This is a genomic window from Leifsonia sp. GW821-FHT13C09 (assembly GCF_058806435.1).
Genome location: NZ_JBXAPS010000001.1, coordinates 397,021 through 418,769 on the forward strand (window position 1 = coordinate 397,021; position 21,749 = coordinate 418,769).

The following is a 21,749-nucleotide window of genomic DNA, read 5'->3' on the forward strand; positions in this document are numbered from 1 at the left end:
CGGTTCAGACCAGCGCGTCCGCGAGCGGCGCGTCCACGATGCCGTGCGCCTCGGCGACGCCCGCGTTGGTGACGTGCCCGTCGTGCACGTTGAGTCCGAGCGCCAGCGACGCGTCGGCCCGCAGGGCGGCCTGCCAGCCGTTGTTCGCGATGGCGCGCGCGTAGGGCAGCGTGGCGTTGGTGAGCGCGTACGTGGAGGTGTGGGGCACCGCGCCGGGCATGTTCGCCACGCAGTAGAACAGCGACTGGTGCACCGTGAAGGTGGGGTCGGCGTGCGTGGTCGGGTGCGAGTCGGCGAAGCAGCCGCCCTGGTCCACGGCGATGTCGACGAGCACGCTGCCCGGCTTCATCCGGGAGACCATTTCGTTGGTGACCAGCTTGGGCGCCTTCGCGCCGGGGACGAGCACCGAGCCGATGACGAGGTCGGAGGCCACGACGGCCTTGTCGATCTCGAAGCTGTTCGACGCGATGGTCTTGATGCGGCCCGAGTACAGGGCGTCGAGCTCGCGCAGGCGCGCGATGTTCGTGTCGAGGACGGTCACCTCGGCGCCGAGGCCGACCGCGACGGAGGTCGCGTTCGTGCCGGCGACGCCGCCGCCGAGAACCGTGACGACCGCGGGGTGGGTGCCGGGCACGCCAGGGACGAGCAGACCGGGGCCGCCGTTCGGCTTCAGCATGGTGTTGGCGCCGACGATCGGCGCGAGCCGGCCGGCGACCTCGCTCATCGGGGCGAGCAGCGGCAGCGCCCGGTTCGGGAGCTGGACCGTCTCGTACGCGATGGCGGTCACGCGGGCGTCGAGGAGCGCACGGGTGAGCGCCTCGTCGGCGGCGAGGTGCAGGTACGTGAACAGCACCAGGCCCTCGCGGAAGTAGCCGTACTCGGAGGCGACCGGCTCCTTCACCTTGAGGATGAGGTCGCCCGCCGCCCAGGTCGCGGCCGCGTCGGGGAGGATCGTCGCCCCGGCGCCGACGTACAGCTCGTCGGGGATCGAGGAGCCGACACCGGCCCCGGTCTCGACGTACACGTCGTGGCCGGCTCCGACCAGGTCGTGGACGCCTGCGGGCGTAATCGCCACGCGGTATTCGTTGTTCTTGATCTCGCGGGGGATCGCGACCTTCATGGGGCTCCTCAGCTCCTCACACTTCGACGTGATGGTTCGACATCACCTTAGCCGTCTTCACGGAGGATTTCGATAGCGATTCGGCGGACATCATGCTGATTCCGTAAATTCGGCGTCGAATCGTGGCCGATTTCGTCAGTTCGTCTCGGTGCTCATCCGCGCGGCCGCCCTCACCGAGGGACACCTGAACGCCCCTGAAACGCCGTTTCAGGGGCGTTCATATGCCCTTCGGGGGGGAGATCAGTGGGCGTAGGAGGCGCGGATCTCGCCGACGGGGACGCCGTTGCCGAGGACCGCGAGGTCCAGCTTCGGGGCGACGGCCTCCACCGCGGCACGCTCGATCGCGCCCGCGTCCGCCAGCAGCGAAAGGGCGACGATCGAGGCCGCGCGCAGGCTGCCGTCCAGGATCTTGAGACTGACGGTCGTGCCGTCGGGCGCCGCCATCACCATCACGCCCTCGGCGCCGAGCTTGGCGAAGACCCCGAGCTCGTCGATCACGACGGTGTTGGCGCGGCCGGGCCCGTCGATCGCCCAGCCGTTGGCGAGCACCGCGGTCCGCAGCACGGCGGCGTTGCGGAACAGCGCGAAGGGGGAGCCCTCCGACGCCGTTCCGATCCGCTGGATGCCGCGGGCGAGCGCCAGCAGCGACATCGCGTGCACGGGAGCGCCGCAGCCGTCGACGCCGGTCGCGACGACCTTCTCGCCGGTCAGCCGCTCCGTCGTGTCGCGGATGTGCTGCTGCAACGGGTGCTGCTGGCTGAGGTAGCTCTCCATCGGCCAGTGGTTGACCCGGCACGCCAGCAGCATGGCCGCGTGCTTGCCCGAGCAGTTCATGAACACCGGGCTGCGCTCGGCGCCCTCCCGTATGGCGTTCTCGCGCGCCGTGCCGTCCAGCGGCCAGTCGGAGGGGCAGTGCAGCGCGTCCTCGGTGAGCTGAGCCTGCGCGAGCAGTCCGCGGACCACCGAGACGTGCGCGGGGGTGCCCGCGTGGCTCGCGGTCGCCAGCACGGCGCCTGCGCCCTCCAGGGTCACGCCGGCGCCCATGACCGCGACGGCCTGGAACGGCTTCAGCGAGGAGCGCGGGAACACCGGCTTCTCCGGCGCGCCGAGCGAGCGCACGACGTCGCCGTCCGGGCCGAGCACCACGGCGGAGCCGGCGTGCCGCGACTCGACGAAGCCGCTGCGCTCGACGACCGCCAGCTCCACCGCCTCGGCGGTGCCGAAGACCTCCGGCGTCACAGCGCGGCGAACGCGTCGTCGAGGACGGACACCGCGTCCGCGATGAGCGCGTCGCTCACGGCGAGGCTCGGCAGGAAGCGGAGCACGTTGCCGAAGGTGCCGGCGTTCAGGAAGAGGATGCCGCGCTGCGCCGCAAAGGCGATGATCGCGTTCACGGCCTCCGGGTTCGGGACCTTGGTGGTCTCCCCGGTGCCCGGCTGGACCAGCTCGATCGCGACCATCGCGCCGATGCCGCGCACGTCGCCGATGATGTCGTACTTCTGCTGCAGCTGCTCCAGCGCCGGCTTGAGGGCCTTCTCGATGCGCGCGCCGTGGGCGAGGAGGTCGCCCTTCTCGATCTGCTCGAAGACGGCGATCGCGGCCGCTGCGGCGACCGGGTTGCCGCCGAAGGTGCCGCCGAGGCCGCCGGGCTGGGCGGAGTCCATGATCTCGGCGCGGCCGGTGACGGCGGCGAGCGGGAGCCCGCCCGCGATGCCCTTGGCGCTGAGCACCAGGTCGGGGACCAGCCCGAAGTGCTCGCTGGCGAAGAAGGCGCCGGTACGGGCCATGCCGCTCTGGATCTCGTCGGCGATGAAGACGACGCCGTTGGCCGTGCACCACTCCTGCAGGGCCGCGAGGTACCCCTCGGCCGGGACGACGAAGCCGCCCTCGCCCTGGATCGGCTCGGCGACGAGGCAGGCCAGGTCGGTCGCGCCGACGACCTTCTCGAGGTAGGCGATGGTGCGGGCGGCCGCCTCGGCTCCGCTGAGACCGTCGCGGTAGGGGTAGGAGTTGGGCGCGTGGTAGACATCGCCGGCGAACGGGCCGAAGCCGGTCGCGTACGGCATCGCCTTGTAGTTCATGGCCATCGTCAGGTTGGTGCGGCCGTGATAGGCGTGGTCGAGCACGGCGACGGCGCGGCGGCCGGTGTGCTTGCGGGCGATCTTGACGCCGTTCTCGACGGCCTCCGCGCCCGAGTTGACCAGCACGGTCTTCTTGGCGTGGTCGCCGGGCGTGTGCGCGGCGAGTAGCTCGGCCACGCGCACGTACTCCTCGTACGGGGTGATCGTGAAGAGCGTGTGGATGACGTCCTGAAGCTGCTCTGCGGCGGCCGCGACGACCGCGGTCTCGGTGTGACCGATGGTGGTCACGCCGATCCCGGCGCCGAAGTCGACGAACTGGTTGCCGTCGACGTCCACCAGGATGGCGCCGTTCGCGCGGGCGATGTACACGGGGAGCGCCGACGACACGCCCGTGGGCACCACGGCGAGGCGGCGCTGGTGCAGCTCCTGAGACTTCGGGCCGGGGACGGCGGTGACGATGCGGCGTTCTTGCTCCACGGTGAAGGTGGGCGTGCTCAGGGTCTCAGTCATGATGATGGCCAGTTTAGCCGGGGTGCGAGAATCGGACCATGAAGCTCGAGCACCGCTATGCGATCGACCTGCAGTGGACCGGCAACCGGGGGGAGGGGACCAGCTCCTACAAGGCCTACGGGCGGGACCACACCGTGAGCACCGCGGGCAAGCACCCCATCGAGGGCTCCGCCGACCGCGCGTTCTTCGGCGACACGGACCGGTGGAACCCGGAGGAGCTGCTGCTCGCCGCGCTCAGCCAGTGCCACATGCTGAGCTACCTGGCGGAGGCGGCACGCGCCGGCGTCGTCGTGGTCGGCTACACGGACGCCGCCACGGGCGTGATGGAGCAGACGGGCAACGGCGGCGGCCGCTTCACCAGCGCGACGCTCCGGCCGAAGGTGACGATCGCCGACCCGGCGCAGGCCGAGCTCGCGGCCTCCCTGCACGCCCCCGCGTCGGCCAAGTGTTTCATCGCCGCAAGCGTCAACTTCCCCGTCGCCCACGAGCCGGAGCTGCTGACCCTGGCCTGACGGCAGCCTAGAGGCGCTCGGGGCGGAGCGCGCGCTTGACGCGCTCGACGGTGTTCGCGGGCGGCGACTCGTTGTAGGTGCCGGCGAGCTCCTGGCCGGTGAGCTTGTGGATGGCCGCCATGATCTCGTCGGTCGCCTGGCGCCGCGCACGGCCGGACTCCGCCGGTCCGTAGTGGGCGACGTCGATCGGCTCGCCGAAGGCGATGGTGATGCGGCGCACACGCGGGAACTTCGCTCCGACCGGCTGCACCTCGTTCGTGCCGATCAGCCCGACCGGGACGACCTTGGCGCCGGTGGTCAGCGCCAGCCAGCCGATGCCGGTGCGGCCCTTGTAGAGCCGGCCGTCGAGCGAGCGGGTGCCCTCCGGGTACAGCGCGAACGCGGCGCCCGTGTCGATGATGCGGCGGGACTGCTCCAGGGCCTCCTGGGCGGCCTGGCCGGCCCCGCGCTTGACGCCGACCGCGCCGATCGCGGTGAAGAACGACCGCGACACCGCGCCTTTGAACCCGGTGCCCTCGAAGTAGTGCGACTTGGCGAGGAACTGCACGCGGCGCGGGGAGGTCATCGGGATGACCAGCGAGTCGATGAACGACAGATGGTTGCTGGCCAGGATGATCTTGCCGTGCCGCGGCACGTTGCGCGCCCCGATGACGCGCGGCCGGTAGATCAGCCGCAGCAGCGGGGCGACCACGCGACGGCCGATGAAGTAGGTCAGTCCCGGGCGCGGAAGGACCTCGGTCTCCGCGTCGTTCCCCTCGTCGGGTGCTGTCAGACTCACAGAACGAGGGTAATCCCGGTCGTATGCCAGGACCGGCATGCACTCGCCGGAGACTCGTTCACTGCCCGAACGGCCGCAGCGGCGCGCAGCCCCAGCCGCCCGCGTAGATCAGGCACGGCAGCTGGGGGCCGGGGTAGCGCACGCCGCGCGGGTCGCCGAACCAGGAGTCGTACAGCCGCGAGAAGTTGAGGTTGCCGTACGCGGAGCACGCGTCGCCCGGGCCGGTCGGGTGGGCGACCGTCTGCCTGTCGGGCTGGTACGGCGTGTAGTTGTACAGGTTCGCCGTCGCCTGGTTCACGACCCGCACCGTGCTCGCCCCGCACGTCGCGTCCGGGTGGTACTGGATGCGGTTCGCGCCGACCTGGTACCGCCAGTCGGTGGGGTGCGCGGTGTACTCCCGGAACTGCCAGGCCGCTCGGTAGACCTGATTGAAGAAGCCGAAGTAGCGGGTGTCGCAGGCGGCGGTGTCGGGACAGGCGTACCCGGTGGCCTTCCGGTAGCCGGCGGCGCTCGGCGTGGTGAGCAGCGACTGCTCCTTCTGCAGCAGCACGAGCAGCACGCGCGGGCTGATCGTGCACGCCCGCGCGATCCGCACGATGATGCCGCTGGCGCGTTCGTTCTTCTGCGCCGGGATGGCGGCGCAGCGCTCGGCCGAGGCCGGGGTGCGCGGCACGTCCATGCGGAAGTCCGCCAGGCACGGCGAGGCGTCCTTCGGGGTGCAGGGCCGCGCGTCGAGGAAGTGCTGCACCTGGTCGGCCGTCATCGCGTACGGGTTGTAGAAGCTGTCGTCGCTGATGATGTCGCCGGGGTCGAACGCCGGCCCGGGTTTCGTGGCGGTGCCCGCGGCCGTGGCCGCCGAGCCCGCGATCGTCGCCGCTTCCGCGTCCTCCGACGGCGCGCCGCCGATCGCCGGCAGCGCCGCGAGGACCGCCGCGGTCACGAGGACCGCGGCGGCGAGCCGTCGGCGGGGGAGGCGCATGGTCTCCGTCTCCGGGCGGTTCAGCCGAGCCGGCCGAGCGCCTCTTCGATCACGGTGGCGGCGTCGTCGATCAGCTCCTCGCTGATCACGACGGAGGGCAGGAGGCGCAGGACGCTGTCCCAGCTGCCGGCGTCGAGCGGGATGACGCCATTGGCGGTGGCGTGCGCGAGCACGGCCTTCAGCGCTTCCGGGTTGGGCTTCTTCGTGCCAGGCATGACCAGCTCCACGCCGAACATCGCGCCGAGGCCGCGGACCTCGCCGACGACGGGGAAGCGCTCGGCCCAGTCGCCGATGCGCGCCCACAGCGCCTTCTCGACGCGCTTCGCCTCGGCGAGCAGGTCCTCCTGCTCGAACGCCTCGAAGACCGCGAGCGCCGCGGCGGTGGAGACCGGGTTGCCGCCGAAGGTGCCGCCGATGCCGCCGGGCTGGACCGCGTCCATGATCTCGGCACGGCCGGTCACCGCCGCGAGCGGGAAGCCGCCCGCGATCCCCTTGGCGGACGTGATCAGGTCGGGCACGACGCCGTGGTGCTCGATCGAGTACCAGGTGCCGGTGCGGCCGATGCCGGCCTGGATCTCGTCGGCGACGAACACGATGCCGTTCTCGGTGCAGTACTCCGAGAGCCGCTTGAAGTAGCCCGGCGCCGGGATGATGATGCCGCCGTCGCCCTGCACCGGCTCGACGAACAGCGCGGCGAGTTCGGTGGCGCCGATGTGCGTCTCGATGTAGTCGATGGTGCGCTCGGCGGCCTCCTCGCCCGTCATCCCCTCGGGGTCGCGGAACGGATAGCTGATCGGGAGGCTGTAGATCTCGCCGGGGAACGGCCCCATGCCCGCGCGCTCCGGCCAGGGGCGGTAGGTCATCGCCATCGTCAGGTTGGTGCGGCCGTGGAACGCGTGGTCGAGCGTCGCGATGGCGCGGCGGCCCGTGTGCTTGCGCGCGATCTTGACCGCGTTCTCGACGGCCTCCGCGCCGGAGTTGACCAGGATGCTGTGCTTCTCGAAGTCGCCCGGCGTGATCTCGGCGAGCTTCTCGGCGACGCGCACGTAGTTCTCGTAGGGGGTCACCGTGAAGAGCGTGTGGGTCAGCTTGGCGGCCTGCTCGGCGGCGGCCGCGGCGACGCCGGGGTGGGCGTGGCCGATGGTGGTCACGCCGATGCCGCAGCCGAGGTCGATCAGGCGGTTGCCGTCGACGTCCACGAGGATCGCGCCGGAGCCGGACTCCATGTAGATGTTCGCGAGCGTCCCCGCGCCACGGCTGACCGACGCCACGCGGCGCTGCTGCAGCTCCACCGAGCGCGGGCCGGGCAGCTCGGTGACGACGTGGCGGGACTGGGGGACGGAGAAGTCGCGGGTCATGTCCTCCATCGTATGTGCGCTGTTCAGGTGTCCGTTCAGCGGGAACCTAGGTGGATGAGGCAGACTGGCTCCTCGTGCGCAGATCCCTCTCCGTCCTCACAGCCGCCCTCGTCGTCGCAGGCCTCGCCGCCTGCAGCTCCTCGTCGCCCAGCCCGTCGGCGTCGCCGACCGCGACCTCCGCCTCGTGCCAGAACACGAAGTCCGGGAGTGTCTCGGACTCCGTCAAGGTGGCCGGCGACTTCCGTCAGGAGCCGACCGTGACCTTCAGCACACCGCTGAAGGCCACCGACATCCAGCGGACGATCGTCACGAAGGGGTCCGGCAAGGCCACGAAGGCCGGCGAGACGGTGACCGTGGGTCTTGCCGCCTACAACGGCACGACAGGCAAGCCCATCGCCGCCTCCGAGGGCTTCGGCAGCCAGGCGCCGGTCACCGCGACCCTGGACGAGAAGAAGTTCCTGCCCGGGTTCGTTCGCGCGGCCGAGTGCGTGCCGGTCGGCTCGCGCGTCGTGGTGACCTCGACGGCTGAAGAGGCTTTCAGCAACGCGTACTCCGAGCTCAACCTGAAGCAGAACGATCCGGTGGCGCTCCTGGTGGATGTCGTCGCCATCGCACCGACCCCGCCGACCAAGGCCGACGGGAAGCCCGTCGCACCCACCCCCGGCTTCCCGACGGTGAAGCTCAGCAAGACGGGCGAGCCCTCCATCACCATCCCGAAGGCCGACCCGCCCACGGAGACGCGCATCGCCGAACTCAAGAAGGGCTCGGGCGAGACCGTCCTCCCCGGTGACACGGTCACGGTGCAGTACAAGGGCGTGATCTGGCGGAACGGCCAGATGTTCGACTCCAGCTGGAGCCGCGGCCAGACGGCGTCGTTCAAGACGACGGAGGTCGTGAAGGGCTTCCAGAAGGCCCTCGAGGGCCAGACGGTCGGCTCCCAGGTGATCGCGATCGTGCCGCCCGCCGATGGCTACGGTGCCGCAGGAAACCAGGCCATCAAGGGCACCGATACCATGGTGTTCGTGGTCGACATCCTCGGAACAACCCGCTGATGCCCGCGCGCCGCGTCGTCATCCTGGGCTCGACCGGCTCGATCGGCACGCAGGCGCTCGACGTCATCGCCGCGAACCCCGACCGCTTCGACGTGGTCGGGTTGACGGCCGGGCGCAACGCGGACCTGCTCGCCGAGCAGGCGGAGTCGTTCGGGGTGCGCGACACGGCGCTCGGCGCGGACGACGCGGTGCGGCTTCTGCACACGGTGCAGGCCGATGTGGTGCTCAACGGCATCACCGGCTCGGTCGGGCTCGGACCGACGCTGGCGGCGTTGGAGACCGGGGCCATGCTCGCGCTGGCCAACAAGGAGTCGCTGATCGTCGGCGGCGCACTTGTCAAGCGGGCGGCGGCGCCCGGGCAGCTCGTGCCGGTCGACTCCGAGCACTCGGCGATCGCCCAGGCCCTGCGCTCCGGCACGGCCGACGAGGTCCGGCGGCTCGTGCTGACGGCGTCGGGCGGTCCCTTCCGCGGACGGTCCCGCGACTCCCTCCGCGACGTCACGCCGACCGAGGCGCTCGCGCACCCGACCTGGGACATGGGCCTGGTCGTGACCACGAACTCCGCAACCCTGGTTAACAAGGGCCTGGAGATCATCGAGGCGCACCTGCTCTTCGACGTCCCCTACGAGCGCATCGAGGTGACCGTGCACCCGCAGTCCGTCATCCACTCGATGGTGGAGTTCGTGGACGGCTCGACCATCGCTCAGGCCTCGCCGCCCGACATGCGCCTCCCGATCTCGCTCGGCCTCGGCTGGCCCGACCGCGTCCCCGGTGTGGGCGAGCCGCTGGACTGGACACACGCGCACTCCTGGACGTTCGAGCCACTCGACGGCGAGGCGTTCCCCGCTGTGTCGCTCGCCAAGCGCGTCGGCACGGCCGGCTCGACCTACCCGGCCGTCTTCAATGCAGCGAACGAGCAGGCCGTGGCCGCCTTCCACGCAGGCGCGATCGGCTACCTCGACATCGTCGACACCGTCGAGCGCGTCGTCGACCGGCACGAGCCGGCGACCGAACTGACGCTGGAGTCGCTGGCGGAGGCGGAGCGCTGGGCGCGGGCGGCCGCGGACGCTCACCTCGCCGGCCGGTAGCCATGACCGGCCGGTAGCCATCGGACCCGCATAGCTCTCGTGCGGCTCGTTCCAAGCGACCGCCGCTAGCCTGGGCACGTGGATTCCGTGCTGCTGTTCGTCCTCGGCGTCGTCATCATCCTGGTGGGCGTGGCGCTCTCGATCGCGCTCCACGAGATCGGCCACCTGGTGCCCGCGAAGCTGTTCGGCGTCAAGGTGACCCAGTACATGATCGGCTTCGGCCGGACGCTGTTCTCGTTCCGGCGGGGCGAGACGGAGTACGGCGTCAAGGCCATCCCGCTCGGCGGCTACATCTCGATGATCGGGATGTTCCCGCCCGGCAAGGACGGCGGCAGCGGCCGCAACGCGACCACCGGCTTCATGCAGGCGATGGTTCAGGACGCCCGCACCTCCAGCGCCGAGACCGTGGGGGAGGGCGAGGAGCACCGCACCTTCTACCGCCTGCCGGTGTGGAAGCGCATCGTGATCATGTTCGGCGGGCCGTTCATGAACCTGCTGATCGCGGTGGTGCTGTTCGGGGTGCTGCTGATGGGGTTCGGAGCACCGCAGAACTCGCTCACCATCGGGACCGTCAGCCAGTGCGTGCAGCCGACGACGAGCGCCACGCAGACCTGCGGCGCCGACGCGAAGCAGGGGCCCGCAGCCGCGGCCGGCCTCAAGCCCGGCGACACCATCGTCAGCATCGGCGGCCAGAAGATGACCTCGTGGGCGCAGTCCACGGCGATCATCCGACAGTCCGAGAACACGCCGTTGACGGTCGTCCTCCGCCGTGACGGCCAGGAGCGCACGGTGGTGCTCACGCCGATGACGAACACCGTCGCCAAGCTCGACGCGAACGGGCGGGCCGTCAAGGCCGCGGACGGCAGCACGGAGACCGTGAAGGCCGGCTTCGTCGGCATCGGGCCGGTGCAGGAGCTCGTCCCGCAGCCCATCACCTCCGTGCTCCCCGCCGTGGGCGCGCAGACCTCCGCGGTCGTCGGCGTCGTCATCCAGCTGCCGCAGCGCATGGTGGACGTCTGGAACGCCGCGTTCGGCTCCGGCCAGCGCGACCCGAACGGCCCGATCAGCCTGGTCGGCGTCGGCCGCGCGGCGGGGGAGCTGACCGCGCTCGACGGCGTCCCGGTGGTGGACAAGGTGTACACGATGATCGGCATCCTCGCGTCGCTGAACATCGCGCTGTTCGTCTTCAACCTGATCCCGCTGCTGCCGCTCGACGGCGGCCATATCGCGGGCGCTCTCTGGGAGGGCTTCCGCCGCTCGATCGCCAAGCTCTTCAAGCGCCGCGATCCGGGACCGGTCGATATGGCGAAGCTGATGCCGCTGACGATGGCCGTGGTGGTGGTGCTCGGCGGGATGAGCCTCCTGCTGATGTACGCGGACATCGTGAAGCCGGTCAACCTGTTCGGCTGAGCCCGGCACACTCGCCGGCGGCCAAGTCCGTGTTCGGCCGACGCCCAGCCGCTTCCCACTCTGCCGCGTAGGATTGTCGGGTGGCAGCAATCAACCTGGGGATGCCCAAGGTCCCCGAGACCCTCGCACCCCGTCGCAAGTCCCGTCAGATCCGTGTCGGAAAGGTCCTGGTCGGCGGCGACGCCCCGGTCAGCGTCCAGTCGATGACCACGACGCCGACGACGAACATCAACGCGACGCTCCAGCAGATCGCCGAGCTGACGGCCTCCGGCTGCGACATCGTGCGCGTCGCCGTGCCGAGCCGCGACGACGCCGAGGCGCTGCCGATCATCGCCAAGAAGAGCCAGATCCCGGTCATCGCCGACATCCACTTCCAGCCGAACTACGTCTACGCGGCGATCGACGCCGGCTGTGCGGCCGTGCGCGTGAACCCGGGCAACATCCGCAAGTTCGACGACCAGGTCGGCAAGATCGCGGCGTACGCCAAGGCCGCGGGCGTCTCGCTCCGCATCGGCGTCAACGCGGGATCGCTGGAGCCCAGCCTGCTGCAGAAGTACGGCAAGCCGACCGCCGAGGCGCTGGTCGAGAGCGCCGTCTGGGAGGCCAGCCTCTTCGAGGAGCACGACTTCCACGACTTCAAGATCTCGGTCAAGCACAACGACCCGATCGTCATGGTGAAGGCCTACCGCCAGCTCGCCGAGCGGGGCGACTGGCCCCTCCACCTCGGTGTGACGGAGGCCGGCCCGGCGTTCCAGGGCACCATCAAGTCCGCGACGGCGTTCGGCATCCTGCTGTCGGAGGGCATCGGCGACACCATCCGCGTCTCGCTGTCCGCCCCGCCGGCGGAGGAGGTCAAGGTGGGCCTGCAGATCCTCCAGTCGCTGAACCTCCGCGAGCGCAAGCTGGAGATCGTCTCCTGCCCGAGCTGCGGCCGTGCCCAGGTGGACGTCTACACGCTCGCCGACAGCGTCACCGAAGGCCTCCAGGGCATGAGCGTGCCGCTGCGCGTCGCAGTCATGGGCTGCGTCGTCAACGGCCCGGGCGAGGCGCGCGAGGCCGACCTCGGCGTCGCCAGCGGCAACGGGAAGGGCCAGATCTTCGTCAAGGGCGAGGTCATCAAGACAGTGCCGGAGGCCGAGATCGTCGCAACCCTGATCGAGGAGGCGAACCGCATCGCCGCCGAGATGGAGGACGCCCAGGTCGCCTCCGGCGAGCCCACCGTCACCGTCGGCCACTAGCCCGACGGTCCCGGCGCGGCGGGCGCCGCATCACCGCACCACTAACATGGAACGGTGCCTACTCGCCTGACGAACTACTTCCTCCGCACCCTCCGTGAAGACCCCTCCGACGCGGAGGTGACCAGCCACAAGCTCCTCGTGCGCGCGGGCTACATCCGCCGCCAGGCGCCGGGCATCTTCGCCTGGTTGCCGCTGGGACTGCGGGTGAAGGCGCGGATCGAGCAGATCATCCGCGAGGAGATGACGGCCGCGGGCGCCCACGAGGTGCACTTCCCCGCTCTGCTGCCGCGCGAGCCCTACGAGGCCACCGGCCGCTGGGAGGAGTACGGCGACGGCATCTTCCGCCTCAAGGACCGCAAGGACGCCGACTACCTGCTCGCCCCCACGCACGAGGAGGTCTTCACCCTGCTGGTGAAGGACCTCTACTCCTCGTACAAGGACCTGCCGCTGTCGATCTACCAGATCCAGGACAAGTACCGCGACGAGGCCCGTCCCCGCGCCGGCCTGCTGCGCGGCCGCGAGTTCACCATGAAGGACGCCTACTCGTTCGACTACACCGACGAGGGCCTGGACACCAGTTACATGGCGCAGCGCGACGCCTACGAGCGCATCTTCACCCGTCTCGGCCTGGACTACGTGATCGTGCAGGCCGACGCCGGGGCGATGGGCGGCTCGCGCAGCGAGGAGTTCCTGCACCCCACCCCCGTCGGAGAGGACACCTTCGTCCGTTCGGCGGGCGGCTACGCGGCCAATGTCGAGGCGTTCACCACGCTCGCCCCGCCCACCCGCGGCTACGAGAAGCTGACGCCGCAGGAGGTGCTGGACACCCCGAACACCCCGACCATCCAGACGCTGGTCGACGTCGCGAACGAGAAGCACCCGCGTCCGGACGGCCGCGCCTGGACCGCCGCCGACACGCTCAAGAACGTCGTCCTGGCGCTCACGCACCTGGACGGCACCCGCGAGCTCGTCGTCGTCGGCCTGCCCGGCGACCGGGAGGTCGACCTGAAGCGCGCCGAGGTCGCCTTCGCGCCCGCAGAGGTGGACGCCGCGACCGAGGAGGACTTCCGGAAGCACCCGGGACTCGTCAAGGGCTACATCGGCCCCTGGTCGGAAGAGGGCCCCGTGCTCGGCGAGGAGGCCTTGACCGGCATCCGCTACGTCGTCGACCCGCGCGTGGTCGACGGCTCCGGCTGGATCACCGGCGCGAACGTCGAGGGCAAGCACGTCTTCGGCCTGGTCGCCGGCCGTGACTTCGCCTGGGACGGCACCGTCGAGGTCGCCGAGGTCAAGCCCGGCGACGCCGCTCCGGACGGGTCCGGCCCCGTCGAGCTGGCGCGCGGCATGGAGATCGGCCACGTCTTCCAGCTCGGCCGCAAGTACGCCGAGGCGCTGGGCCTGAAGGTCCTGGACGAGAACGGCAAGCTCGTCACCGTGACGATGGGCTCCTACGGCATCGGCGTCACGCGCATCCTGGCGATCATCGCCGAGGAGAACAACGACGAGAAGGGCCTGGTCTGGCCCGCAGCCGTCTCGCCGTTCGACGTGCACGTCGTCGCAGCGGGCCGCGAGGCGGTCGCGTTCGAGGTGGCCGAGCAGGCCGCCGCGGCGCTGGAGGCCGCGGGCCTCGAAGTGCTGCTGGACGATCGGCCCAAGGTCTCGCCCGGGGTGAAGTTCGGCGACGCCGAGCTGATCGGCATCCCGCGCGTCCTGGTCGCCGGCCGCGGGGCCGCCGACGGCGAGGTGGAGCTGTGGGACCGCCGGAACGGCGAGCGGTCCACCCTCCCGCTGGCGGAGGCCATCGCGGCGCTCACCGCCTGAGCGAACTTCACGACGCCGCCTGCCGCTCCGCGCGATTCAGGCGGCGTCGTCGTCTCCGGTGATCTCCGCGTGGATGCGGCGGAGGTCCTCCATCAGCGAGCCGATCAGCACCCAGTGCCGCGGGTTCGGCGTGCTGATGACCAGCGGCGCCGTCAGCACCGGGACGCCCGCCGTCTCGGTGCCGGGCTCCTCGACGGGAGCGTCCGGGTCCCGCGACAGCAGCCGCAGGTCGTGGGCGGAGCGCTCCAGCTCGTCCGCGATCGCGGCGATGGTCGGCTCGTCGGCGAGGCTGTCGTCGTAGTGGTCGTGGAAGGCCCGGGTCATGCCGAGCGCCCGAGTGATCAGCGGCCGCAGGCGCGCGAAGAGCCGCTGGTCGTGCTCCAGGACGGCGCGGTGCCTGGCCTGCCGGGGGTTGAGCGTGAGGCTCTCGTCGGCGGCGGTGAGCGCGGCCTCCGTCTTTTTCTCCATCGGGCGCAGCAGCCGCGCCTCGATGAGGAGCGCGTCCCGCTCGCCGGCCGTCGGCCGGCTGGTGAGGGCGACGGCGAGCCGGTCGAGCGTCGACGCGATCTCGCGGCCGAGATCGAGGACGGCGGTGCGCGCCGGCCCCGTGAGCACCGGCGGGACGATCGCGATGTTGACGATGACGCCGATGGCCGCGCCGATGATGGTCTCCACGATGCGGGCGACCGCGTACTCCGGGTTTGTCGCGCCGAGCGACAGGACGAGCATGACGCTGATCGGGATCTGGTTCGCCGTGCCCGGCGTCAGCTTGAGCGCCCACGAGATGATGAGCGACACGACGATCGCGAGCAGCACGATCCAGGTGTTCGCCCCGAACAGGAGGCCGACCACGTAGGCGATGACGACGCCGAGGATCACCCCGAGCGAGCGCTCGATCGCCCGGCCGACCGACTGGTTCACACTCGGCTGGACGACGAGCAGGGCGGCGATCGTCGCGAACACCGGCAACTCGCCGGGGAAGAGCACCGCGGCGAGGCCCCACGAGATGATCATGGCCGTCGCGGTCTTGGCGACCTGCAGGAACGGGAGCCGGGTGCTGGACCGGATCTTCGCGACCGGGATGTTCAGGGAGAGGGAGATCGGAACCCGGAACTTCGAAGCCACGGACCCAGCGTAGCCGCCGCGAGGCCGTGCCCGACTCAGCCGACGTAACGGCGGTACGCGGCGGCAGCGCGCTCGGCCGCGCGCTCCTGCGCTGCCGTGAGCGGCGCGAACGACTCGATGTCCAGCGCGGCGGCTCCCCGCCGCCAGGTGCCCACCACGCGGCCGCGGGCCACCACGATCGGCTGGAAGACGCCGTTGCCGCCCGGGACGATCCGCTGGAAGTGCGCGTCGTCGAGCACGAGGTCGCGCTGCTGATAGCCGAGCAGGTACTCGTCGAACCCGGGCAGGAGCTGGACGGCCTCGCGCTCCCGGCGTGACTCGGGCAGCCCGGCGGCCCGATCGGCCAGCTCGGCCGTCAGCAGGTACTCGACCCCGTCGACCTCCACCGCGGTGATCGCGTCCCCGAGGACGGCGCGGGCGGTCTTCGCGCCGGCGACGGTGCCTTTGGTCCACCAGACGAAGTCCTTCACCGTCGCCGGTCCGTGGCCGCGGAGGTAGCGGAGCAGGAACTCGCCCCACGCCTCGTCCGGCTCGAGCCTGCGCGACTCCGGCGCCCACTCGTCGAGCAGGACCAGCGCCTGCTGCGTGCGGAGCGTGGGCCCCCAGCAGATCACCCCGGTCTGCGCCAGGTAGTAGATGAGGTGGTAGCCGCGCTGGCCCGCCGTCGCGATGCCGTTCGCCTCCCACAGCTCCATCAGCTCGGCGCGGCCGATGCGGCCTCCTCCGGCCAGGGCCTCGGTGACCAGGTCGCGCGCACGGACGAAGTCGGGCGTGTCGAGCTCGAGCTGCTTGTGCCGGGCAGCGAGGCCCGCGATCATCCGGCCGGTGGTGATCCCGAGCATCCAGCGGAGGTCCTCCGGCGGGACGAAGTGCAGCGTGCCGCGCATCGGCCAGGAACGCACGATGCGGCCGGCGTCCAGGTCGGCCAGAACGTCCGCGCGCGTGGCTCCGGTCGTGCGGACGCCGAGCGCCCACGATCCGGCAGCGAAGTCCTGCGCCTGCACGGCGAGCATCCGCCGGGCGACGGCGGCCGGAGCGGCCTCCCGTTCGCCGTCGATCGCGTGGGCGAGGCGGCGCAACCGCAGCAGGTCGGCGCGGGAGGTCATGGGGCCAGTCTGGAGCTCATGGGGCCAGTCCGGAGGTCATGGGGCCAGTCTGGCCCAGGCGACCGACACGGGGCGCGCGCGGCTCAGGGGAGGAGCCCGTGCTCCTTCAGCTGGTCGCTCAGGCCCGCGCCGTCCGGAGCGTACATCCACGGCGCGCCGGAGGTCTCGCTGTGCTTCTCGGCCTTGGAACGGCCACCGGCCAGCACCGCCTCGCTGTTCGAGAGCTGCCGGATGGCGACGCCCGCCACGTTGCCGGGGTGCTCGGTCGCGAACTCGCGGTAGAGCGCCTCGTCGTGCTGCCCGTCGTCGCCGATGAGCAGCCATTTGAGTCCGGGGAACTCCTCGGCCAGCCGGGCGAGGCTGATCCGCTTGTGCTCCCGGCCCGACCGGAAGAACCGGTCGTGGGTCGGCCCCCAGTCGGTCAGCAGCAGCGGACCTGCGGGCAAGAGGTTGCGCGAGAGGAAGCGTGTAAGGGTCGGCGCGACGTTCCAGGCGCCCGTGGAGAGGTAGATGACCGGGGCGCCGGGGTGCGCCGAGGCGAGCCGTTCCAGCAGCACCGCCATTCCCGGGGTGGGGACGCGGGCGTGCTCGTCGAGCACGAAGGTGTTCCAGGCCGCGAGCAGGGGACGGGGGAGCGCGGTGACCATGACGGTGTCGTCCACGTCGGAGATGATTCCGAAGGTGGCCTTGGGATCGACGATGTAGACCGGCGCCTCGAACACCCGCGCGGACTCCGGCGTCGTGAGCTTCACTGTGTGCCAGCCCGGCTTGAGCTGCACCGGGATGACGGTGTCGATGACGCCGCCGCGGTCCGGCTTGACCACGTGGTGCGCGCCGTCGATCTGCACAGTGACTTCGACGTCGCCGACCGGGACGCTGATGAACGAGCGCCAGCCGCGGATGGACTCCTCGCGCTTGCGGTGCTTCCGCTCGGCACGACTGCCCGGCCGCGGCTCCTTCGCCAGCAGGACCCGGCCGAGGATGCGCACCCAGGTCGGCGAGCCGTAGCCGGTGTAGGGCACGACGGTCGCCAGGAAACCGTGCTTGCGCGCACGGCGGGCACGGAATTCGTGGAAGGCGTCCTCGATGCGCGCCGCGCGGTGCATGATCGGGTCGACACTCGTGCTGCGCTTGGCTGGGGTGGCAGTCATAGAGACACCAGTTTCTCACGGAGTGAAGGTTCGCTCAGAACCAGCCCCCAGATCTGGGGTGAGGATTCTTCGGTGTGTCGGAGGAATTTACCCAGCAAAGGTGAGATTTCCACAATATGATCCGATTAGCGCGACGGGAGGACCGTCGCCGGGCTGGGGACCCGCACGCGTATCGTGGAAGAGAGAAAGAAGGAGCCGCCCTCGTGCCCATCAACGACCTGGTCGCCGCACAGAACACCGCTGGAGCGCCGCTCGTGCGGACGGAGCCGATCCAGGAGCGCAGCGCCGCCCGGATCGACGCCCTCCTCGACGCCGCCGCGGAGGTAGTGGACGAGATCGGATTCGACCGGCTGACGACCGCGATGGTCGCCGAGCGCGCCGGCGCGTCCATCGGCACGGTCTACCGGTACTTCCCGGACCGCATCGTGCTGTTGCAGGCGCTGCGCGACCGGGCGCTGCTGCGCTACCGCCACTCGGTGGTCGCGGCCATCCACGCCGAGAGCCCCGAGCACTGGTGGAACGCGGTGGAGTGCGCGATCGACGCGTTCGTCGCGATGTTCCGCACCGAGCCGGGCTTCCGCATCATCCGCTTCACCGACGCCGAGCGCTCCGGAATGCCCGGCGAGGAGGAGCCGGAGCAGACGGTGTCCTTCGCATCGCAGTTCGCCGCGATCCTGTCCGAGGAGTACGGCCTCCCCGCGGGAGAAGACCTGGCCTTCCGGCTGGAGATCGTCGTGGAGATCATGGACGGCCTGATCAACCGGGCCTTCCGCGACGACCCGATGGGGGACGCGCACTACATCGACGAGGCGCGCGTCGTGGCCCGCGAGTACCTGGAGCGGCGGTACGACCCGAAGAGCTGAGGCTCTTCGGGGAATGTCGGCGGTATGGGACAGGGTTGTCTCATGGTGTCTGGGTTTCGTGCCACAAACCGACTCAATTCATTGCGGATTGTGCAAAACGCTGTTTGGGTAGATTCGATGGCCCCGATATCTGAGACCACCCCGTTCCGTCGACCGAGAGCTGAGGACCGATGATCGAGTTCAGCTCCGTGACGAAACGGTTCCCGGACGGGACCGTCGCCGTCGACGACTTCTCCCTGGTGATCCCGTCCCGCCAGATCACGGTGCTGGTCGGCTCGTCCGGCAGCGGCAAGACGACGATCCTGCGCATGGTCAACCGCATGGTCGACCCGACCAGCGGAACGGTCGCGATCGACGGCGAGGACGTGCAGAGCCTGAAGCCGGTTCACCTGCGCCGGCGGATCGGCTACGTCATGCAGAACTCGGGCCTGCTGCCGCACCGCAAGGTCATCGACAACATCGCCACCGTCCCCCTGCTCACCGGCGTCAAGCGCAAGGCCGCACACGAGCGGGCGCTCGAGCTGATGGACACGGTCGGGCTGGAGCGCTCGCTCGCCGACAAGTACCCCAGCCAGCTCTCGGGAGGACAGCAGCAGCGTGTGGGCGTGGCCCGCGGGCTCGCGGTCGACCCGAACATCCTGCTGATGGACGAGCCGTTCGGCGCCGTCGACCCGATCGTGCGCGACGACCTCCAGAACGAGCTGCTGCGACTGCAGCGCGAACTCGGCAAGACCGTGCTGTTCGTGACGCACGACATCGACGAGGCGTTCCGGCTGGGGGACCAGGTCGTGATCTTCCGCAAGGGCGGCATCGTGGCGCAGAAGGGCACCCCGGCCGAGATCCTCGCGCAGCCGGCCGACGAGTTCGTGGCGTCGTTCGTGGGCGCCGACCGGGGGAAGCGTGCGCTCCACATCGAGAGCACGCCGACCGGCTCCGTGCTGGTCGACAGCGAGGGGCGTACCGCCGGTGTGCTCAGCGCGGACGACTCCGCTTCCGTTGAAGCAAAGGCCGCGACCGTCTCGGTCGCGGGTGCTACGGCGCAGGGTGAGGACCCGACGTGAGCTTCTTGTGGTCGAACTTCGGCCAGGTCTGGAATCTCACGGTCTCCCACGTGTGGTTGAGCGCCATCCCGATCGTCGTCGGCTTCCTGCTATCGCTCCCGATCGGCTGGCTGGCGAACCGCTACCGCGTCAGCCGCCCCGTGCTGCTGACGCTCGGCGGCATCCTGTACGCCATTCCGTCGCTGCCGCTGTTCTTCGCCATGCCGGCGTTGATCGGCACGAAGATCCTCGACCCGGCGAACGTGGTCGTGGCGCTGAGCATCTACGCAGTCGCGCTGATGGTACGCACGACGGCCGACGCGCTCGACTCGGTGCCGGGTGACGTCGTCCAGTCGGCGACGGCGGTCGGCTTCTCGGGCTGGCGGAGGTTCTGGACTGTCGAGTTGCCGCTCGCCGGTCCCGTCCTGCTGGCCGGCCTGCGCGTCGTGTCGGTGTCGACCGTCAGCCTGGTGAGCGTCGGTGCGCTGCTCGGCGTGCCGAACCTCGGCCAGCTGTTCACGGACGGCCTCAACCGGTACTACCCCGAGGAGGTCGCGGTCGGCATCGTCCTGATCATGGTCGTGGCGCTGGTGTTCGACCTGGTGCTCGTGCTGCTGGGCCGGTTGCTGCTGCCGTGGTCGCGGCTCGACAAACGCACCGGGCGGCTGCGGCGCTCCGCGGCGATGAAGGCGGTGACCGGCGCATGACCGATTTCGTGGCGGCCTTCGGCTGGCTGTTCGACCCGGTGAACTGGGCCGGGCCGGGCGGCATCCCCGCACGCACCGGCGAGCACATCCTGTACACGCTGATGACGCTGCTGCTCGCCGGGGTGATCGCCCTGCCGATCGGGTTCGCGATCGGGCACACCGGGCGCTTCCGCGGTCTCGCGGTCGGCCTCTCCGGTGCTCTGCGCGCGCTGCCGACCCTGGGTCTGGTCGTCTACCTCGCGCTCATCATGGCGGACATCTCGATCGTGCCTCCGCTGATCGCGCTCACGATCCTGGCCATCCCGCCGCTGCTCGCGGGGGCGTACTCGGGACTGGAGTCGGTGAACAGCAGCACCGTCGACGCCGCGCGCGCTGTCGGGATGACCGAGTGGCAGATCTTCACCAAGGTGGAGCTGCCGCTGTCGCTGCCGCTCGTGATCGGCGGCATCCGCTCCGGCGCGCTCCAGGTGATCGCGACGTGGACGGTGGCGGCCATCCTGCCGGTCGGCGGTCTCGGGCGGTTCCTGTTCGACGGGCTGTCGGTGCAGAACTACCCCGAGATGCTCGGCGGCTCGATCATCGTCGTGGTGCTCGCGCTCGTCGTCGACGGCTTGTTCGCACTCACCCAGAAGCTGGTCGTCCCGCGCGGCGTCACCGCCGGGAAAGTCCGCGCCGACCGGGCGAAGGACCCGTGGCGCGCGTTCGGCACCACCGTCCCGGGGCGACAGCCCGTCCCCTGATCCTCCCCGTTCCGGGGTTCCCGAATCACAGACCCATCGCACACAGAAGAGAGAGAATCACATGTTCGGATCCAAGAAGGGCCGCATCGCGGCCGGTGTGCTCGCGGCGGGGGCGCTCATCGCCCTCAGCGCGTGCTCGTCCGGCGGCGGCGGCGCGTTCAACACCAGCAGCAGTGGCAGCGGTTCCTCCAGCGACAGCATCACCGTCGGGTCCGCCGCGTTCGGCGAGAACGAGATCCTGATGCAGATCTACGGCCAGGCCCTCGCCGCCAACGGCGTCAAGGTCAGCTACAAGCCGAGCATCGGCCAGCGCGACGTGTACCTCAAGGCGCTGCAGGACGGCTCGATCGACCTGGTCCCGGAGTACTCCGGCAACCTGCTGCAGTTCTACAACAAGACCAGCACCGCCTCCTCGAGCGCCGACGTCTACGCCGCGCTCAACGACGCGCTGCCGAAGGGCTTCGAGGTGCTCGACCAGGCCAAGGCGCAGGACGCCGACGCCTACAACGTCACCAAGGAGTTCTCCGACAAGTACAAGGTCACCAGCCTGGAGGACCTCAAGAAGGTCACCGTGCCGCTGACCGTCGGCGCGAACCCCGAGTTCGGCACCCGGCCCTACGGCATCCCGGGCCTCAAGTCGACCTACGGCGTGACGGCGACGCTCAAGCCGATCAGCGACTCGGGCGGCCCGCTGACCGTCACCGCTCTCAAGAACGGCGACGTGCAACTGGCGGACATCTACACGACCACTCCGGCCATCAAGGACAACGGGTTCGTCGTGCTGAAGGACCCGAAGAACCTGATCGCCGCGCAGAACATCGTGCCGCTGATCAACAGCAAGAAGGCCTCCGACAAGGTCAAGTCGGTGCTCAACAAGGTCTCGGCCGAGCTGACCACGGACGACCTGATCACGATGAACAGCGAGAACCAGGGCGCCAGCAAGACCCAGCCGGACGCCGTGGCGAAGAAGTGGCTGCAGGAGCACCCGATCAAGGGTTAGCCGGCTGACGGGGGAGGGCGGCCTCCCCACGGCTCCGCGTGCGGCGGCTCGGGCGACCGGGCCGCCGCAT

20 protein-coding genes are annotated in these 21,749 nt (G+C 70.4%); 11 read left to right on the top strand and 9 right to left on the bottom strand.

The genetic code is table 11. The features are described from left to right. Positions 1 to 4: 4 nt before the first annotated feature. From ald to gabT, 3 genes are all read right to left on the bottom strand, one after another. Positions 5 to 1,120, bottom strand: a complete 1,116-nt coding sequence (gene ald, locus AC1ROW_RS01845; protein ID WP_493017162.1) for an alanine dehydrogenase — start codon at positions 1,118 to 1,120, stop codon at positions 5 to 7. 240 nt (positions 1,121 to 1,360) lie between these two features. Then, a complete protein-coding gene (locus AC1ROW_RS01850) occupies positions 1,361 to 2,359 on the bottom strand; it encodes an asparaginase (RefSeq protein WP_493017163.1) in 999 nt (332 codons plus the stop codon). Continuing rightward, complete coding sequence (gene gabT, locus AC1ROW_RS01855; RefSeq protein ID WP_493017164.1) at positions 2,356 to 3,711, bottom strand: 4-aminobutyrate--2-oxoglutarate transaminase; 1,356 nt, start codon at positions 3,709 to 3,711, stop codon at positions 2,356 to 2,358. Before gabT ends, AC1ROW_RS01850 begins: the two co-directional genes overlap by 4 nt. A 38-nt stretch (positions 3,712 to 3,749) precedes the next feature. Between gabT and AC1ROW_RS01860 the strand changes: the two genes are divergently transcribed. After that, positions 3,750 to 4,223, top strand: a complete 474-nt coding sequence (locus AC1ROW_RS01860) for an OsmC family protein (protein WP_493017165.1) — start codon at positions 3,750 to 3,752, stop codon at positions 4,221 to 4,223. Positions 4,224 to 4,230: 7 nt separating this feature from the next. Here the strand turns inward: AC1ROW_RS01860 and AC1ROW_RS01865 are convergent, their stop codons facing one another. From AC1ROW_RS01865 to AC1ROW_RS01875, 3 genes are read right to left on the bottom strand one after another with little or no spacing between them, the layout of a single operon-like run. Next, on the bottom strand, positions 4,231 to 5,040 hold the full coding sequence (locus tag AC1ROW_RS01865) for a lysophospholipid acyltransferase family protein (protein WP_493017166.1): 810 nt from the start codon (positions 5,038 to 5,040) through the stop codon (positions 4,231 to 4,233). 19 nt (positions 5,041 to 5,059) lie between these two features. After that, the gene (locus AC1ROW_RS01870) at positions 5,060 to 5,980 is read right to left on the bottom strand and encodes a LasA N-terminal domain-containing protein (protein WP_493017167.1); all 921 of its coding nucleotides are present in this window, start codon (positions 5,978 to 5,980) and stop codon (positions 5,060 to 5,062) included. A 20-nt stretch (positions 5,981 to 6,000) separates the two neighbouring features. After that, on the bottom strand, positions 6,001 to 7,347 hold the full coding sequence (locus AC1ROW_RS01875) for an aminotransferase class III-fold pyridoxal phosphate-dependent enzyme (protein WP_493017168.1): 1,347 nt from the start codon (positions 7,345 to 7,347) through the stop codon (positions 6,001 to 6,003). A gap of 65 nt (positions 7,348 to 7,412) precedes the next feature. On the opposite strand from AC1ROW_RS01875, the gene AC1ROW_RS01880 reads away from it, so the two are divergent. From AC1ROW_RS01880 to AC1ROW_RS01900, 5 genes are all read left to right on the top strand, one after another. Continuing rightward, positions 7,413 to 8,390 (top strand): FKBP-type peptidyl-prolyl cis-trans isomerase, encoded by a 978-nt coding sequence (locus tag AC1ROW_RS01880; RefSeq protein WP_493017169.1) that lies wholly within the window; start codon positions 7,413 to 7,415, stop codon positions 8,388 to 8,390. Continuing rightward, a complete protein-coding gene (dxr, locus tag AC1ROW_RS01885) occupies positions 8,390 to 9,478 on the top strand; it encodes a 1-deoxy-D-xylulose-5-phosphate reductoisomerase (RefSeq protein ID WP_493017170.1) in 1,089 nt (362 codons plus the stop codon). The genes AC1ROW_RS01880 and dxr overlap by 1 nt, the downstream gene beginning before the upstream one ends. 78 nt (positions 9,479 to 9,556) lie before the next feature. After that, complete coding sequence (locus AC1ROW_RS01890; RefSeq protein ID WP_493017171.1) at positions 9,557 to 10,888, top strand: M50 family metallopeptidase; 1,332 nt, start codon at positions 9,557 to 9,559, stop codon at positions 10,886 to 10,888. A gap of 101 nt (positions 10,889 to 10,989) precedes the next feature. Then, complete coding sequence (gene ispG / locus AC1ROW_RS01895; RefSeq protein ID WP_345835194.1) at positions 10,990 to 12,126, top strand: flavodoxin-dependent (E)-4-hydroxy-3-methylbut-2-enyl-diphosphate synthase; 1,137 nt, start codon at positions 10,990 to 10,992, stop codon at positions 12,124 to 12,126. A gap of 54 nt (positions 12,127 to 12,180) precedes the next feature. Further along, positions 12,181 to 13,947 (top strand): proline--tRNA ligase, encoded by a 1,767-nt coding sequence (locus tag AC1ROW_RS01900; RefSeq protein ID WP_493017172.1) that lies wholly within the window; start codon positions 12,181 to 12,183, stop codon positions 13,945 to 13,947. Between the two features lie 36 nt (positions 13,948 to 13,983). On the opposite strand, the gene AC1ROW_RS01905 is transcribed toward AC1ROW_RS01900, so the two are convergent. From AC1ROW_RS01905 to AC1ROW_RS01915, 3 genes are all read right to left on the bottom strand, one after another. Next, on the bottom strand, positions 13,984 to 15,072 hold the full coding sequence (locus AC1ROW_RS01905) for an FUSC family protein (protein ID WP_493017173.1): 1,089 nt from the start codon (positions 15,070 to 15,072) through the stop codon (positions 13,984 to 13,986). Between the two features lie 35 nt (positions 15,073 to 15,107). Further along, positions 15,108 to 16,178 (bottom strand): winged helix DNA-binding domain-containing protein, encoded by a 1,071-nt coding sequence (locus tag AC1ROW_RS01910; RefSeq protein WP_493017174.1) that lies wholly within the window; start codon positions 16,176 to 16,178, stop codon positions 15,108 to 15,110. Between the two features lie 83 nt (positions 16,179 to 16,261). After that, positions 16,262 to 17,329: an App1 family protein phosphatidate phosphatase gene (locus AC1ROW_RS01915; RefSeq protein ID WP_493017175.1), complete on the bottom strand. Its 1,068-nt coding sequence runs from the start codon at positions 17,327 to 17,329 to the stop codon at positions 16,262 to 16,264. Between the two features lie 203 nt (positions 17,330 to 17,532). On the opposite strand from AC1ROW_RS01915, the gene AC1ROW_RS01920 reads away from it, so the two are divergent. The 5 genes from AC1ROW_RS01920 (at position 17,533) to AC1ROW_RS01940 (ending at position 21,679) form a co-directional block, all read left to right on the top strand. After that, positions 17,533 to 18,192: a TetR/AcrR family transcriptional regulator gene (locus AC1ROW_RS01920; RefSeq protein WP_493017176.1), complete on the top strand. Its 660-nt coding sequence runs from the start codon at positions 17,533 to 17,535 to the stop codon at positions 18,190 to 18,192. Between the two features lie 170 nt (positions 18,193 to 18,362). Next, positions 18,363 to 19,253, top strand: a complete 891-nt coding sequence (locus tag AC1ROW_RS01925; RefSeq protein WP_493017177.1) for an ABC transporter ATP-binding protein — start codon at positions 18,363 to 18,365, stop codon at positions 19,251 to 19,253. Next, positions 19,250 to 19,939 (top strand): ABC transporter permease, encoded by a 690-nt coding sequence (locus AC1ROW_RS01930; protein ID WP_493017178.1) that lies wholly within the window; start codon positions 19,250 to 19,252, stop codon positions 19,937 to 19,939. Before AC1ROW_RS01925 ends, AC1ROW_RS01930 begins: the two co-directional genes overlap by 4 nt. Beyond that, on the top strand, positions 19,936 to 20,679 hold the full coding sequence (locus AC1ROW_RS01935; RefSeq protein ID WP_493017179.1) for an ABC transporter permease: 744 nt from the start codon (positions 19,936 to 19,938) through the stop codon (positions 20,677 to 20,679). The genes AC1ROW_RS01930 and AC1ROW_RS01935 overlap by 4 nt, the downstream gene beginning before the upstream one ends. A gap of 61 nt (positions 20,680 to 20,740) precedes the next feature. Beyond that, complete coding sequence (locus AC1ROW_RS01940; RefSeq protein WP_493017180.1) at positions 20,741 to 21,679, top strand: ABC transporter substrate-binding protein; 939 nt, start codon at positions 20,741 to 20,743, stop codon at positions 21,677 to 21,679. The last annotated feature ends 70 nt before the right edge of the window (positions 21,680 to 21,749 follow it).

Bases quoted from the DNA above. Each gene is read 5' to 3' on its own strand.
- AC1ROW_RS01910 (WP_493017174.1), bottom strand. From the start codon at position 16,178: ATGACCTCCCGCGCCGACCTGCTGCGGTTGCGCCGCCTCGCCCACGCG.
- AC1ROW_RS01925 (WP_493017177.1), top strand. From the start codon at position 18,363: ATGATCGAGTTCAGCTCCGTGACGAAACGGTTCCCGGACGGGACCGTC.
- AC1ROW_RS01865 (WP_493017166.1), bottom strand. From the start codon at position 5,040: ATGCCGGTCCTGGCATACGACCGGGATTACCCTCGTTCTGTGAGTCTG.
- ispG (WP_345835194.1), top strand. From the start codon at position 10,990: ATGCCCAAGGTCCCCGAGACCCTCGCACCCCGTCGCAAGTCCCGTCAG.
- ald (WP_493017162.1), bottom strand. From the start codon at position 1,120: ATGAAGGTCGCGATCCCCCGCGAGATCAAGAACAACGAATACCGCGTG.
- AC1ROW_RS01875 (WP_493017168.1), bottom strand. From the start codon at position 7,347: ATGGAGGACATGACCCGCGACTTCTCCGTCCCCCAGTCCCGCCACGTC.
- AC1ROW_RS01940 (WP_493017180.1), top strand. From the start codon at position 20,741: ATGTTCGGATCCAAGAAGGGCCGCATCGCGGCCGGTGTGCTCGCGGCG.
- AC1ROW_RS01870 (WP_493017167.1), bottom strand. From the start codon at position 5,980: ATGCGCCTCCCCCGCCGACGGCTCGCCGCCGCGGTCCTCGTGACCGCG.
- dxr (WP_493017170.1), top strand. From the start codon at position 8,390: ATGCCCGCGCGCCGCGTCGTCATCCTGGGCTCGACCGGCTCGATCGGC.
- gabT (WP_493017164.1), bottom strand. From the start codon at position 3,711: ATGACTGAGACCCTGAGCACGCCCACCTTCACCGTGGAGCAAGAACGC.
- AC1ROW_RS01915 (WP_493017175.1), bottom strand. From the start codon at position 17,329: ATGACTGCCACCCCAGCCAAGCGCAGCACGAGTGTCGACCCGATCATG.
- AC1ROW_RS01935 (WP_493017179.1), top strand. From the start codon at position 19,936: ATGACCGATTTCGTGGCGGCCTTCGGCTGGCTGTTCGACCCGGTGAAC.
- AC1ROW_RS01860 (WP_493017165.1), top strand. From the start codon at position 3,750: ATGAAGCTCGAGCACCGCTATGCGATCGACCTGCAGTGGACCGGCAAC.